Raw genomic sequence first — 14,257 nt, forward strand, 5'->3', positions numbered from 1 at the left:
AACTGCTTTATGTGATGGCGGTGTTGTGTTTTAACACCCGGTTTTGCATTTCATGCAGCCGCGAGCTGCAACGGGCGAAGGAGAATGCCAGTTGTCTGGCCTGATATAGTTCGTTAACCGGCACCTGGGCGCTAAGTAGTAGCAAGGTGCCTCTGTCGTAGCATTCATCTACCAGGGCGATAAAGCGGCGCGCTTCGTTGTCCAGTTTGCTTACGTAGTATTCTTTGTGCTCACGCTGATAACAGTCTTCAACGCCGTGCACTATCGGCTTATCGGCCAGGTAGCTAAATTGCGGCACGCCATGCACGGCAATGGCAGCGTATTGGCCACACAGCGCCATATAATCCAGCTGGCTGCGCGGCCCGGCGCAAAGGGCGTTAAAGTTAAAACCAATAAGGCGTTGGTTATGCCACAGTGCCGGTACAGTGCGGCTTAGCAAGTTAATAGCCGGCAAAGCTGTCAGGGGGCCACTGAGCTGTTCTGCTTTTTGCTGCAAGGTTGTCAGGCTGGCGCCCTGCAGATAATATGGCCAGCTTTGTTGCTGGCGCAGGCGGTAATCTTCGCCACTGTCCAGAGTCACCACTTCGCAGTGTTGCTGTAGTAAGGCGATAGTGGGTAAAAAACGCTGCCGTTGCAGGCCGTTGGCGTATAGTTGCTCTGGTAAAGCATTTGAGGTGGTAACCAATACCACGCCAGCATTAAACAAATGGCGCCACAGCGTACCGAGTAACATGGCATCGCCGATATCGTTGACAAAAAACTCATCAAAACACAATACCCGGTACTGCGCTGCCCACTGAGCGGCAATATGCTGCAGCGGATCTGGCTGGCCGCTTAGCTGGTGCAGCTCCTGGTGGATACGTGCCATAAAATGATGAAAATGCAGCCGGATTTTCTGCGGTGTTTGCAACTGTTGGTAAAACAGATCCATCAGCAGGGTTTTGCCACGGCCAACCGGCCCCTGGATATATAAACCGCGCAGCACAGACTGATCACCGGTGCTACGGCCGGTACTTAGCTTTTGTGCCAGCAGCGATAAGCGTTGCAGCAACTGATACTGGTTTTCGTCGTAGCTTAGCGCTGCTGTGGCAACCTGTTGTTGGTAAATGGTAACTGGAATAACAGCCTCTCTTAAGCGGTTGTCAGGTGTAACCGGGCACACAATTATTGTCGCAATGTTCAGAGCCGGACGCGAATAAAAATAGTGCTGTGCTAAAGTTTGTAGCATTAACCAGAAGGGAGCATAACATGTCAATTCAACGTAAAGGCAGTTGCCTGTGTGGCAAAGTTATTATCAGTGCGGCAAAAGCAGAAGGTAAGATAGGCGCCTGCCACTGTGATATGTGCAGGCGCTGGGGTGGCGGGCCACTGCTGGCGATTGATTGTGGTACAGACGTTAAGTTTAGCGGTGAGCAATATATCCGGGCTTTTCGTTCATCCGACTGGGCCGAGCGGGGTTTTTGCGCCGAATGTGGTACACATTTGTTTTACCGCTTAAGCCAGAATGGCCAATATATTATGCCGGCAGGGTTATTTGATAACAGCGATGATTTAGTGCTCGATCATCAGGTGTGTATCGACAGCAAACCGGGCTATTACAACTTTGCCGAACACACACCTACTATGACCTGCGACGAGATGTTTGCTGCTTTCGCCCCAGCACAATAAATAGGTGGGCAAAGCTGGTGTAACCTGGCAGCAAACAGCTGCTAGCGCAGCCGTTTGCTTTCTTGTGGGCCAAGATAACTGGGTTGAAGGCCGCCGGTGTCTATCAGCAGTTTTTGCAGCACCAGCGCCGGGTCTACCAGATAAATACGCAGTGTATGGGCTCCGGGCTTAGTTACCTGCAGCGGGCTGCTGATAATACGCACACCATCCAGTACCGACTTCTCCCACACCTGCTGGCTGTTATCGGCCAGAGTATCAACCAGTTGCGGCGGGTTGTTATTTAGTGCCACGGCAAAACGCAGGCCGCGCCCCGGCACTAAGTCCAGCGTGGGTGCCACTATGCTGTGCAGGGTAAAACTACCGGTGCTGTGAAAAAACAGCGGATACTCCAAGTAAGGCGCCTGTTTTACTGGGCCGGCTTGATAATCCGGCACTGTCATAGCCGACATTGAAGAATGCGTACGGCCATGGCCGGGAATTTCCTGCCACCAGGCTTGCTTGTTATTGGCAACCGTTTTGCCACTGGCGGCTTCGATAGCAATATAGCCATCAGCTTCAACAAAACCCTGTGTGGCTGTTGTAGCGGGTTTTACTGCGGCCAGCTGTATTTTGGCACCGCCCCAGCCGGTACCCTGAATATGCACTTCGGCGTTATTCAGCCCGGTTTGGGCTTTGCTCCAGTCAACGGATACGGCAATTTGCTGCTCAACGCCGATTTTGCCGCTGCTGTGGCTCAGTGTTACCCAATCTGCTGAGGCTTTAGCGCTAAACTCAAACGGCACTGTGCCTTTATTAAACACTTCAATCATACGTTGCTGCTGGCCATGCGGGTAAAAAGGCTCCATTGCCAGTTGCTGGCCCTGATACTCGCTTATTGGCCACGACAGTGGCGAACCTTCGGCGGCTACGCCCATATCAGCCACCGCCATAGGTTCAGCTACCGAGACAACCGGCATCAGGTTAGCCGGTGGGTTACGCCAGTAAGTAAAACCGATATGCGGCTGCGACATCATGTGGTTCCAGCGGCCATTGCCCAGGCTATGGTATTGCGCTGTCAGTTCGGCGTCGCGGTTAAACCAAAACCGTACCTGCTGCGCCCAGTAGTTGGTGCTTACCCGGCCCTGCGCGCCATGCAGCTGGTTTATGGCCACCGCGCGGTTTAGCTCAAACACCGCCTGGCTGGCTTTTAGCGGGTGGGCAACCAACTGAATGTAAGCATCCTGCATAGCGGGGGCTAATTGCTGTTGCACCTGATCTGATGTCGCCACCAGTTGCGCCAGTTCGTCACTGATACGCTGCGCTTCACTGTAGTGAAAAATACTATAAGTACCGGGTTCTACCGCTTCAGGCTTACGCCGGCCATTATGCCGGGTATAGCCCTGAATTAATTCAGCGATAGTTGCAGCATGCGCTGTGCCAAATTGTTGAGTTGCCCAGTCAGTGGCAAATTGCTGCAAATTGTTAGCGTTAAAGGCGTCCGGGTTCCAGGCCATACGTAAGAAAAAGTCGATAGGAAATTCCATCGGCTTAAGATCGCCAACATTCACTATCCAGATACGGTCAGCCTGAAATTGCCAGGCCAGGTTCATCTGCTCCCAGATTTTTGCCAGGGGTACGGTATTAATCCAGCGATAAGAGCGGGGGTGGCCTACATAATCAAAATGATAATAAACACCAGCGCCACCTGCCCGGTTGCGCTCACTGGCGGTAGGCAAACGGCGGATATTGCCAAAGTTATCATCGGCCCACAGCAGGGTAACATCGTCCGGTACCCGCATGCCGCGTTCGTAAAAGCCCTGTACTTCTTTATACAGCGCCCATACCTGCGGCACAGTTTCAACCGGACGGTCGGTAAAGGTTTCCCGCAAAATAGTGCGCTGATCGGCCACTATCTGTTGCAGTAACTCAATATTGTCACCTTCGCTCATCGGTTCATCCTCCTGGCCGCGCATACCCAGTGTAAAAATACTTTCCAGGTTTTTATGCCGCTGTGCGCCGTGCTGCCAGAACTTATAGATATTGTCGCGGTTGGTAGAGTACTCCCACGGCCCTTCGCCGTAACGGTTCCACTCTTTGTCGGCGCGCATCATCGGCTCGTGATGGCTGTTGCTCATCACTATGCCCATTTCATCGGCCAGAATAGCATTTTGCGGATCATCATCGGCAAAGGCATTGTTCCACATCGCCGGCCATAAAAAGTTGGCTTTAAGCCTTTGTAACAGCTCAAATACATGGATATAAAACTGGCTGTTATAGTCGCCGAATTTTTCGTGTACCCAGTTTGTTAATGCCGGGTGTTCGTCGTTCAGAAAAATGCCGCGATATTTTACCTTTGGTGCGTCACTGATGGTGGTGCCCGCTTTAATATACAGCTGATCGCGCTTAATTACCGGCACATCAGCCCACCAGTGCCACGGTGAAACACCAAGGGTTTCGGCCAGATCAAACACGCCGTAAATCGCGCCGCGTTTGTCACTGCCGGCAATAACCAGAGCTTGCGCTATGCCCGGCATCGGTTGCTCTACTACTTGAATAAGATAGGCTTCCCACTTGCCGGCAATAGTGCTGGTATCCAGCTTGCCCGCGGCTGCCAGCTGATCCAGCAGCGGGTTATTACCCAGGGTGCCGATAATCAGCACTTGCCCGGTTGGCTCATTTTTGGCGCTGTGGCTGATGTTCAGCTGTTTACCACTGACTTTGGCGATATCTTGTTGCAGGCTGTTAACAGCCCGCAATAAGCCTTTATGATCCTGCTCTGCAACCACAATAGTGGCCTGGCTGTTTTTGCCTACCAGTGCAAAGTCAGCTTTACCGGGTGTCAGTGCCAGATAATTACCCGGTAAGGCGTAAGTACTCAGGCTAAACAGCACACAACACAGCAGTAAACAGTGCAGTAATACAAAGTGCAGTAGTAAACACGGTTTCATCAGTTGCCCCCGGTTTCCTGTCGGCTATGTAAACCCAGCATGGTGCCAACAAAACCACCGGCTACCTGCGTGCTTAGCAGTGTGGCGTCCTGGGTGCCTGCCAGTGGTTGCCAGTCATCGTTGCCCGGTGCGTAGTAAAAGCTGATGCTGCCGGCACGGCCGCTTATTTTCAGGCAGATTTGGTCAGTGGCTTTGGTTAGCGGCTGGCTGGCTATTTGCTGTGGTGCGCCGCCGTTGGCCTGTTCCAGAAAAATGATCACCTGCTCACCCTGGTTTTTAATACCCAGATAGTAGTGATATTGCTCGTTCTGAAACGCGACTATTCCGGCAGAAAATGTGTCAGTAGAGGGTTGCCCGCCGGGCAGCGCTAAGCTGGTGCTGGCATCAAAATGGGTATGTTGCTGGCGCCGGCCGATAAACGCCGGTTGTTCTGACGAATCCAGCCCGCTGGCACCAGCTTGCAGCCTAAGTTGCTGGTTGTTCAGGCTAAGCCAGCTCTGGTCATATTTACGTAGGGTATTCCAGTTTAAATCCAGTGTGTTAGCGCTAAAGTCGTCACGCCAGGTAAAATTGCCGGTTAACGGCTGTGCTACCGGCACAGTGGCTAAGCTGGTTGGTGCAGCCAGGCGGTAAGGAATGGTTTCGCCGGCAGGTAAAATATGCGGCCAGCCATCCTGCCAGCTAACCGGCAATAAGAAGGTTTCGCGGCCGGTATTAAAATAGCGCTGCTGATAGGCGCGGCTGGCCAGAAATACCGCCCACCAGCTGCCATCGGGCAGTTGCACAAAGTCGGCATGGCCGGCGGTAGTAATAGGATCTGGCCGCTCAGGCGCCAGATCGCGCTGGGTCAGAATTGGGTTGCCGCTATAAGGTACAAAGGGCTCTGCCAGGCTGCGGCTGCGAAAAATTACCGCCGAATGCTGATCTGCCGTGCCGCCTTCAGCACACAATAAATAATACCAGCCATCATGTTTATACAGGTGCGGCGCTTCAATCCAGATAGGCTTAGTGCTTAAGTCAACACCGCCATTAACCAACAGCCGTTGTGAATCCGCTACAATTTTTTGGCTTTGTGGGTCGTACTGCCATAACCAAATGGCTTTATGGCCTTCGTACAGTGATTCGACAGGGTCGCCATTATGGGCAATATACACCTTGCCATCGTCATCAAAAAAGATATCCGGATCAATGCCTTCTACTTCTGGTAACCAGATAGGGTCAGACCAGGGGCCAGCCGGATCGGTGGCTGTAAGAATAAAGTTACCGCCTCTGTCTACTACGGTGGTGATAATATAGTAAGTGCCGTCATGGTAGCGCAGCGTAGGGGCGAAAATACCGCGCGATACCTGCAAGCCGTCCATTTCCATCTGCGACTGGCGCGTTAGCGCATAGCCAATAAGCTGCCAGTTTACCAGATCGCGGCTATGTAAAATGGGTAGCCCGGGCGTGTAGGTAAAAGACGACACCGTCATATAATAGTCATCGCCGTTGCGGGTAATGCTGGGGTCGGGGAAAAACCCCGCCAGCACCGGGTTCTGATAGGTGCCCTGCGGTAATGGCTCAGCAAACAGCGGGTCAAGCCCCTGATATTCAAACCAGTTAATGTGTGCGGCTGCAGGTCCAGGTACAGTTGCAGTGGTGTTGTTTGCCGCTGTATCAACAGCGGGTTGGCAGGCGCTTAAGCAAAATATCAGCCCCAGCACCGATTGTCGTAACACCGCCCGATAGTTGTTTGTCATTTATAACACTCCCGCTGTTAATGCCGTGCCAGCCTGTGCGCTGGCCCCGTAACATAAAAGGTAGTGTTATTAAAAGGAAAAAGGCCATATTCATCAATGGCCTTAGTGTTATGAAAATACGTCTGCGCTGTGCGTTTTTTTACGTAAAGCGCCGGCGGGGCAGGTGGCAGCCGCTGTAAGGATTAGTCATTTACCGCCATGCCATTAAAGGTGTCATTGCGCTCAGTACGATACTCTTTTGGTGTCTGGCTGAAATGACGCTGAAATACAGCATACATATACTGCAACGACGGATAACCGCACATTTTGGCAATTTCAGTGGGGTTAACCTGGGTTTCTTTCAGCATTTTGCAGGCTTTGCTCAGTTTCTGGTTATGCAATTCTGTGTGAATTGAATGGCCACGCTCTGAGCGAAAGCGTTGTTCCAGATTAGAGCGCGAAATACCAACAAAGTCAGTCACCTGCTCAACCTTGGCACCACGGGTAGCATTGCGGCGAATGTAATGCATGGCCTGAATCACATAAGGATCGCGCAGTGCTTTAAAGTCGGTAGACTGGCGCGCCGCCACGCCCACCGGTGGCACCAGAATCCGCTTATTACCCACGTCAATATTGTTCAGCTGCATATGCAGCAGCTTGGCGGCTTTGTAACCCATTTCAAAACAGCCCTGGGTTACCGAACTTAAACAAATACGGCTGAGGTAACGGGCTATGTCATCATCATCGATGCCGATAATGGCAATATTATCCGGCACAATAATACCGACATGCTCGCAGGCCTGCAGCAAATGGCGGGCGCGGGAGTCGGTTACGGCAATAATACCTATAGGTTTAGGCAGGCTCTGGATCCAGTCGGTCAGGCGGTTCATGGCATATTGCCAGGTTTCTGGCCGCGTGCAGTGGCCCTGATACACCTGGCAGTCGTAGCCATCTTGTGCGGTAAGTGCACGCACGGCATTTTCGCGCTCTTTTGCCCAGCGGTGTTGTTCATCGGCAGGCACGCTGTAAAACGCAAAACGGTCCAGCCCTTTGCGTTTTAAATGCTCATAGGCGCTTTGTACTACGGCATAGTTGTCAGTAGCCACATAGGGTACTGCCGGATAATCGGCTGCGTTGCTGTATGAACCACCCACGCCGACCACCGGTTTCACTGAACCTGCCAGTGCGCGCTGAATATTCATATCATCAAAATCGGCAATAATGCCGTCGCCGCTCCATTCGTGGATATGCTCCAGCCGGCAGAGAAAATCCTCTTCCAGATACAGATCCCAATCCACTTTAGATGACTGTAAATAGTGCCCTATACCCTCAATAACCTGTCGATCGTAAACTTTGTTCGCATTAAACAACAACGTAATGCTGTGTTTTGCTTTAAACATATCCCCGCCCCGTCTGGTTTATCTGATTATTATTTTTGTTTTTTATTTTTAACTAAAATAGTGCAAGCGTGTTCAATATTAGACCAGCCAGCGCTGCTGGCAAATGAGAAAACATAATTCAGCCACTAATTATGAATTTTCGTAATTGCTGCTGGTAGCCGGCTCATCAAAGATGCGTTTATCAGCGCTAACATTCGGATAATTATTGCAAATGTATATAGGTATAGACTTAGGCACATCCGGGATAAAGGTTATTTTACTTAGTAGCACCGGCAGCGTTATCGATAGCAGCAGTAGCGAACTTTCAGTAAGCCGGCCGTATCCGTTATGGTCAGAGCAAGACCCACAGCACTGGTGGGCTGGCCTGCAGCAATGCATGACACAGCTAAGCCAGCGCCAGTCGTTAGCCGGCGTAAAAGCCATCGGGCTGGCGGGGCAAATGCATGGCGCCACCTTGCTGGACAGCAGCAACCAGGTGATCCGCCCGGCGATACTGTGGAACGATGGCCGCGCTTTTGCGCAGTGCCGGCAACTGGAGCAACAGGTGCCGCAATTGCAACAGCTTACCGGTAACCTGGCCATGCCCGGTTTTACTGCACCAAAATTGTTATGGCTGCATCAAAATGAGCCAGAGCAGTTCGCCCGTGTCGCAAAAGTGTTATTGCCAAAAGATTACCTGCGCTTTTGCTTAAGCGGAGATTTTGCCTCAGATATGTCAGATTCGGCCGGCACTTTATGGCTGGATATGGCCAAGCGGGACTGGAGTGATGCCCTGCTGCAGGCCTGTGGTTTGCACCGCCGCCAAATGCCGCAATTGTATGAGGGCAACCAGATCACCGGTACTTTACTGCCAGAACTGGCGCAGCGCTGGGGTATGGCCGAGGTGCCACTGGTTGCCGGTGGCGGAGACAACGCCGCCGGTGCTGTTGGCGCCGGTATTGTCAGTGCTGGCCAGGCAATGTTGTCGCTTGGCACCTCGGGTGTGTATTTCGCGGTCAGCGATGGGTTTATGGCTAACCCGCAGTCGGCGGTGCATAGTTTCTGCCATGCGTTGCCTGACAGCTGGCATTTAATGTCGGTAACCTTAAGTGCCGCCAGTTGCCTGCAATGGTACGCCGATCAGGTGGCGCACGCCCCGGTGGCCGAACTGTTAGCTGAGCTGGAGCAGAGCGGTGCGGATATAAGTGCGGATATAACAGAATTACCGCTGTTTTTACCTTATTTGTCTGGCGAGCGCACACCGCACAATAATCCTAATGCCAAAGGCGTCTGGTTTGGTTTAAGCCACGGCACAGATCGCAAAGCGCTTACCTACTCGGTATTAGAGGGCGTGAGTTTTGCGTTGGCGCAGGGCGCCGATGCCTTACATGCCAGCGGCCTGCAGCCGACAGAAATTAACCTTATTGGCGGTGGCGCCCGCAGTGCTTATTGGCGCCAGCTACTGGCAGACATATTAAATCTGCCACTTAGCTTTCGCCAAAGCGGTGAAGTGGGGCCTGCCCTGGGCGCAGCCCGGCTGGCACGGCTGGCAATGGAACCGCACATGCCAATGGCCGATATTTGCCCGCAACCTGAACTGGTAAGCCGGCATCTGCCCGACAGCCAGCGCCATGCTGCGCTATTGCCGCGCTACACCAAATTCAAGGCACTGTACCAGAGCCTGGCCGGACATTTTTAAGCTACAGCTTCAGAGCCAGAGCTAATATTGCCTAAGTCATTGCTGTTGTAGCTAGGCGGCAAGTTGATGAGCCCCATGAGCATAGTAAACTATGTGATTGGGGCGAAGACACGCAGCCAACAACGCTACAGCTGCAATGACGACGGCAATATGTTGAAAAGAACAAGATGGCTTTCAAAAAACATAATTGTGATAAGCCGCATCATTGCCCAACATTACACCTGCAGCATATGTGCAAAACCAAGGAGAGCAGCGTGGCTCAGTATTTCGATCAAGTAGATAAAATCACCTATGAAGGTGCCGACAGCACCAATCCCCTCGCATTTAAACATTACAACGCCAGTGAAAAAATCCTCGGTAAAACCATGGCAGAACATCTGCGTATGGCGGCCTGTTACTGGCATAACTTCTGCTGGAACGGTCAGGATGTGTTTGGCCAGCCCACATTTAACCGTCCCTGGCTGGCAGCCGGTGATGCTATGCAACAGGCAAAACACAAAGCCGACGTCGCCTTTGAATTTTTCCAAAAGTTAGGCATTCCGTATTATTGTTTTCATGACATCGACGTAGCGCCCGAAGGCAACAGTATTAAAGAGTACGTTAATAATTTTGCGGCCATGGTAGATGTGCTGGAGCAAAAGCAAGCGCAAACCGGCGTTAAGCTGTTGTGGGGCACCGCAAATTTATTCAGCAACCCGCGCTATGCCGCCGGTGCCGCGTCTAACCCCGATCCTGAAGTATTCAGTTACGGCGCTACGCAGGTATTTCACGCCATGAACGCCACCAAACGCCTGGGCGGTGACAACTATGTACTGTGGGGCGGGCGTGAAGGCTACGAAACCCTGCTTAACACCGACCTGCGGCAGGAACGCGCCCAGCTGGGCCGTTTTATGCAAATGGTGGTAGAGCATAAGCATAAAATTGGTTTTAAAGGCACCTTACTGATTGAGCCTAAACCGCAAGAGCCAACTAAACACCAGTACGACTATGACTCAGCAACAGTGTACGGCTTTTTAAAGCAGTATGGCCTGGAAAAAGAGTTCAAGGTCAATATCGAAGCCAACCATGCCACCCTGGCCGGCCATTCGTTCCACCATGAAGTGGCAACCGCTATTTCGCTGGGCATTTTTGGCAGCATCGACGCCAACCGCGGTGATGCGCAAAACGGCTGGGATACCGATCAGTTTCCGATCAACGTGGAAGAGCTAAGCCTGGTGATGTACGAAATTTTAAAATCGGGCGGTTTATCTACCGGCGGCTTTAATTTCGACGCCAAGCTGCGCCGCCAAAGTCTGGATCGTTATGATCTGTTTTATGGCCATATCGGCGGCATGGACCATCTGGCCATGGCATTAAAACGCGCTGCCACCTTGCTGGAAAAAGACTTCCTCAGCGCCGCTGTAGCCAAACGCTACGCTGGCTGGAGTAATACGCTGGGTAAAGCTATTCAGGGCGGCGAACACAGCCTGCAATCACTGGCTGATATGGTTGCGCGCGAACAGCTGAACCCGCAAGCCGTAAGCGGCCAGCAGGAAAGGTTGGAGAATCAGGTTAATCTGGTGCTGTACCGCTAAGGTTGTGCTACCCCGTTGTTGTTGCCCGGCTTGCCGGGCTTTTTTTTGCTTATACATTACTACCGGAATATGTTTTTGTTTTCGTGAACGATAGGGGCAGGCATCATAGCCGTGCATACCTCAGTGCGAACCCGCTTATCAAGTGGCATCCCTGGCCTTGAGCCACTTGCCAAATTCCTCAACGACAGTCACGACCTTGTTCAGCCGCTGACCATCCTGCGTGAGAGCATATTCAACTTTGACCGGAATGGTCGGATGCACGGTGCGTGAGACAATCTTCAGCACCTCCAGGCCTGGTATGAGCGCGTCAAGAGCCGTGAAGCCGTGCAGAAGTCTATACTTGAGGAAGGTCTCGACTTGAACTAGCACCCTGATGCCTCGTTGCCCACGTAACCCATTACACCGTGGATTCAGTGGGAGCGAATGAAGAAATCATCTGTCGTTATGTCAGGCACCCGGATAAAGTGCCGAGAGAAAACGAGGAACGTCAATTAAAGCTGGATGTTGAAAATAATTAGCCCCTTAATGGCTCACGCAAAGCCACCCCTGCTTACAATACTTTTTGCTTGCAGGAAGTCAGGGCTCCATATAGCTTAATAAGCAAGCACCATAGCAGCTTGGAAAAGCCGTAATCATGGTGTGATTGCTAATAAATACTGATGCTTCTGTGTTGTTTTCTGCGTGGTTGATTAAATTTTGAAGGTAAATACGAGAGTAAGAAATACACAGAGCGGCCCGTTGCAGTTGATGAAAAAACTACAGCGTTATGCAATTTATTGCAGTCGGGCGCAGCATGAAGCTGAAGACTTATTGCAGGATGCGCTGCTTGAAGCTGTCAGGCAAGGCCGAACAGAGCTGAGCTTAGCGGCTAATCTGCGCTGGCTGCGGGGTGTTATTCGCCACTTGGCACTGGAGCGGGCCCGTAGTGCCGTGCGCAGCCGCCTGCGTGATACCGGTTATTACCAGTTGATGCCGCAGCAAGTGGCACAACCGCTCCCGCCGGATACCCGTTGGTTACAGCATCTGCCCGCAGGGCAGCGGTTGGTGGCGCGTTTAATTATGGCTGGGCATAACCGGCAGGAAATCTGTTACCTTCTCGGGGTATCTGATGTGGCGCTAAGGCAACGGCTTAGTGCTATACGCAAGCAACTGCAATACCGGCAGCATAATCCGCATGAGTTTTGTATGCTGAAGTTACCTTTGCCGTACGGGCAGATCCGCCAGCGACTCTTACCCCTGCTGGCGCAGAACGGAAAACTGGGCAGCCATGACCCGGATGGGCATTTATTTATTATTTCACACCTCACAAAAAGTAGTGTGGTGGCAACTTAGTGTCGGGCAGTTCGCCTTTATACTTAAGGAAAAAACAAATGAAAACATTACGCATAGGTACCATCGTTTATTATGTGTCTGACATTGAGCGTACAGAAGCTTTTTACTGCGACACTATGGGGCTGGAGATAGAGCGAATGGAAGCCGACGACAAGGGCGAGCCCTGGTTGCATGCTTCTATTCCGGGAAATGTTGATTTGGTCTTTTTTAAAGGTGAAGTGAAAATTGGATCTTCGCCAATTATTGTGTTTGAGCTGGCTGAAGATATTGAGCAGGTGGTCAGTAATCTGGCCGAAGCAGGAGTAACTATCGTAACGCCCGTTAGCCATGCACCGGGTGGGCTGTCAGCAGATTTCCTTGACCCAGACGGTTATATTTTATCGGTTTATCAGGAAAGCGCTGAATAAAAGCTGGTGGCAGCCGTGTCTGATTGATACGGCTGCCACTTAAGTTTTTTAAAAAACTCTATTATCTAATTTTCTGATGCTTTAACCCTGCATATCTTCCAGCTCGGTGCCTTTGGTCTCATGCACCATTTTGGCGACAAAGAATATCGAACAGAATGCGCCCAGCGTATATAAACCGTAAGCACCGGCTAAGCCTATGCCGCTTAATAACAGCGGAAAGGTCATGGTAATAAGGAAGTTACTGCTCCACTGCGCCAAACCGCTTACCGCCAGGCCTGAGCCGCGGATCTGGTTGGGGAACATCTCGCCCAGCATCACCCACATTACCGGGCCCCAGGACATATTAAAGAAAAACACATAAGCATTGGCACTAATCAGCGCCACCATACCCCAGTCGCCGAGTAACAGCCGGCCGTTGGCGTCCTGATCGGCATTGGCAAACGCCAGCACCATCATAGCCAACGTAATGGCCATGCCAACAGAGCCCCATTTCAGCAGCGGCTTGCGGCCAATTTTATCAATAACCAACAGCGTAATAACGCAGGCGGCAATGCTTAGTGCGCCGCTGATAACATTAATTAACAGCGCGTCTGATTCGGAAAAGCCCACCGCCTGCCACAATACAGCGCCGTAATAAAACACCACATTAATACCAACTAACTGCTGGAAGGTCGCCAGGCCAATGCCAACCCAGACAATACGGCGTAATTTGCCGCTTTGCTTGTCCACTAAATCGCGCAGCTGTGGTTGATGATTGCCTTCCAGCGACTGCTGGATCTCGGTTAATTTGCGCGTTGCTGCCGTGTCGCCATAAAGCCGGGTTAACACCGTTTTCGCCAGCACCGTTTTGCCTTTTAGTACCAGAAAACGCGGGCTTTCGGGTATAAACAACAGCATCAGTAAAAACAGCACCGCCGGAATAAGCTCCATCCAGAACATCCAGCGCCAGGCTGAGAAATCGAGCCATAGCACAGCGGTAGAGGCGCCGGCGAATTTTGCCAGTAGATAGTTGCTGATAAAGGCCATAAACAAGCCAAAGATAATGGCAATTTGCTGCACTGTGGTTAGCATGCCGCGATAACGTGCCGGCGCTACTTCGGATATATAGGCCGGTGCCATCACCGATGCTGCACCCACGGCCAAACCGCCGAGAATACGGTAAAACACAAACTCCACTGAACTGTCAGCCACGCCCGAACCCCAGGCGCTGATAACAAAAAATACTGCCGCTACCTGCAGTAAGGTACGCCGGCCGCTGATGTCGGCCAGCCGGCCGGCAAAAAAGGCGCCGACGGCGCAGCCCAGCAGCATACTGGCGACATTAAAGCCGGTACCGGCACTTTGCGAGTTAAACGCCTGCTGCAGGCCATCTACGGTACCGTTAATTACCCCGCTGTCGTAGCCAAACAAAAAGCCACCTAAGGTGGCGACTATGGTAATAAATAAAATAAAGCCGCGGTTATCGGCTTCTGCCGCAGTGAGTGCTGCGGTTACTGAGTTAGGCTGCAAAATAGTGACTCCTGTTATTGTAGTTATCTGCAAGCAGCATAAAG

At 51.8% G+C, this 14,257-nt stretch carries 11 protein-coding genes and 1 pseudogene; 6 read left to right on the plus strand and 6 right to left on the minus strand.

Going from position 1 to position 14,257, the window contains the following annotated elements; genetic code table 11:
• Positions 1-7: 7 nt before the first annotated feature.
• On the minus strand, positions 8-1,228 hold the full coding sequence (gene zapE / locus BLW68_RS00590; protein WP_092789103.1) for a cell division protein ZapE: 1,221 nt from the start codon (positions 1,226-1,228) through the stop codon (positions 8-10).
• A 20-nt stretch (positions 1,229-1,248) separates the two neighbouring features.
• Here zapE and BLW68_RS00595 point away from each other — a divergent pair, with 20 nt between their 5' ends.
• Positions 1,249-1,668, plus strand: coding sequence for a GFA family protein (locus tag BLW68_RS00595; protein ID WP_092789105.1), 420 nt, complete (start codon positions 1,249-1,251; stop codon positions 1,666-1,668).
• 41 nt (positions 1,669-1,709) lie between these two features.
• On the opposite strand, the gene BLW68_RS00600 is transcribed toward BLW68_RS00595, so the two are convergent.
• The 3 genes from BLW68_RS00600 to BLW68_RS00610 all read right to left on the minus strand — a co-directional run bounded on the left by BLW68_RS00600 (position 1,710) and on the right by BLW68_RS00610 (position 7,713).
• Positions 1,710-4,595 (minus strand): glycosyl hydrolase 115 family protein, encoded by a 2,886-nt coding sequence (locus BLW68_RS00600; RefSeq protein WP_092789107.1) that lies wholly within the window; start codon positions 4,593-4,595, stop codon positions 1,710-1,712.
• Positions 4,595-6,334 carry a glycoside hydrolase family 43 protein gene (locus tag BLW68_RS00605; protein WP_092789109.1) on the minus strand — a complete coding sequence of 580 codons (1,740 nt, stop codon included), beginning with the start codon at positions 6,332-6,334 and terminating at the stop codon, positions 4,595-4,597. The genes BLW68_RS00600 and BLW68_RS00605 overlap by 1 nt, the downstream gene beginning before the upstream one ends.
• A gap of 182 nt (positions 6,335-6,516) precedes the next feature.
• The gene (locus tag BLW68_RS00610) at positions 6,517-7,713 is read right to left on the minus strand and encodes a XylR family transcriptional regulator (RefSeq protein WP_092789111.1); all 1,197 of its coding nucleotides are present in this window, start codon (positions 7,711-7,713) and stop codon (positions 6,517-6,519) included.
• Positions 7,714-7,924: 211 nt separating this feature from the next.
• Between BLW68_RS00610 and xylB the strand changes: the two genes are divergently transcribed.
• A complete protein-coding gene (gene xylB / locus BLW68_RS00615; RefSeq protein ID WP_092789113.1) occupies positions 7,925-9,391 on the plus strand; it encodes a xylulokinase in 1,467 nt (488 codons plus the stop codon).
• 254 nt (positions 9,392-9,645) lie between these two features.
• Complete coding sequence (gene xylA, locus BLW68_RS00620; protein ID WP_092789860.1) at positions 9,646-10,965, plus strand: xylose isomerase; 1,320 nt, start codon at positions 9,646-9,648, stop codon at positions 10,963-10,965.
• 138 nt (positions 10,966-11,103) lie between these two features.
• Here the strand turns inward: xylA and BLW68_RS00625 are convergent, their stop codons facing one another.
• Positions 11,104-11,334: a winged helix-turn-helix transcriptional regulator gene (locus tag BLW68_RS00625; protein ID WP_218141266.1), complete on the minus strand. Its 231-nt coding sequence runs from the start codon at positions 11,332-11,334 to the stop codon at positions 11,104-11,106.
• A 29-nt stretch (positions 11,335-11,363) separates the two neighbouring features.
• Here BLW68_RS00625 and BLW68_RS21320 point away from each other — a divergent pair.
• From BLW68_RS21320 to BLW68_RS00640, 3 genes and pseudogenes are all read left to right on the plus strand, one after another.
• Positions 11,364-11,483 (plus strand): annotated as a pseudogene (locus tag BLW68_RS21320) (IS200/IS605 family transposase); the annotation flags it as partial.
• A gap of 229 nt (positions 11,484-11,712) precedes the next feature.
• On the plus strand, positions 11,713-12,297 hold the full coding sequence (locus tag BLW68_RS00635) for an RNA polymerase sigma factor (protein ID WP_092789117.1): 585 nt from the start codon (positions 11,713-11,715) through the stop codon (positions 12,295-12,297).
• Between the two features lie 38 nt (positions 12,298-12,335).
• Positions 12,336-12,704 (plus strand): VOC family protein, encoded by a 369-nt coding sequence (locus BLW68_RS00640; RefSeq protein WP_092789119.1) that lies wholly within the window; start codon positions 12,336-12,338, stop codon positions 12,702-12,704.
• A gap of 81 nt (positions 12,705-12,785) precedes the next feature.
• Here the strand turns inward: BLW68_RS00640 and BLW68_RS00645 are convergent, their stop codons facing one another.
• Positions 12,786-14,246, minus strand: coding sequence for a sugar porter family MFS transporter (locus BLW68_RS00645; RefSeq protein ID WP_281246190.1), 1,461 nt, complete (start codon positions 14,244-14,246; stop codon positions 12,786-12,788).
• Positions 14,247-14,257: the final 11 nt, after the last annotated feature.

Origin of the sequence: Rheinheimera pacifica, assembly GCF_900108485.1 — a bacterium.
GTDB classification, from domain to species: domain Bacteria; phylum Pseudomonadota; class Gammaproteobacteria; order Enterobacterales; family Alteromonadaceae; genus Alishewanella; species Alishewanella pacifica.

Excerpts from the sequence above, each read along its gene's own strand:
- zapE (WP_092789103.1), bottom strand. The coding sequence starts at position 1,228 with ATGCTACAAACTTTAGCACAGCACTATTTTTATTCGCGTCCGGCTCTG.
- BLW68_RS00595 (WP_092789105.1), top strand. The coding sequence starts at position 1,249 with ATGTCAATTCAACGTAAAGGCAGTTGCCTGTGTGGCAAAGTTATTATC.
- BLW68_RS00600 (WP_092789107.1), bottom strand. The coding sequence starts at position 4,595 with ATGAAACCGTGTTTACTACTGCACTTTGTATTACTGCACTGTTTACTG.
- BLW68_RS00605 (WP_092789109.1), bottom strand. The coding sequence starts at position 6,334 with ATGACAAACAACTATCGGGCGGTGTTACGACAATCGGTGCTGGGGCTG.
- BLW68_RS00610 (WP_092789111.1), bottom strand. The coding sequence starts at position 7,713 with ATGTTTAAAGCAAAACACAGCATTACGTTGTTGTTTAATGCGAACAAA.
- xylB (WP_092789113.1), top strand. The coding sequence starts at position 7,925 with ATGTATATAGGTATAGACTTAGGCACATCCGGGATAAAGGTTATTTTA.
- BLW68_RS00635 (WP_092789117.1), top strand. The coding sequence starts at position 11,713 with ATGAAAAAACTACAGCGTTATGCAATTTATTGCAGTCGGGCGCAGCAT.
- BLW68_RS00640 (WP_092789119.1), top strand. The coding sequence starts at position 12,336 with ATGAAAACATTACGCATAGGTACCATCGTTTATTATGTGTCTGACATT.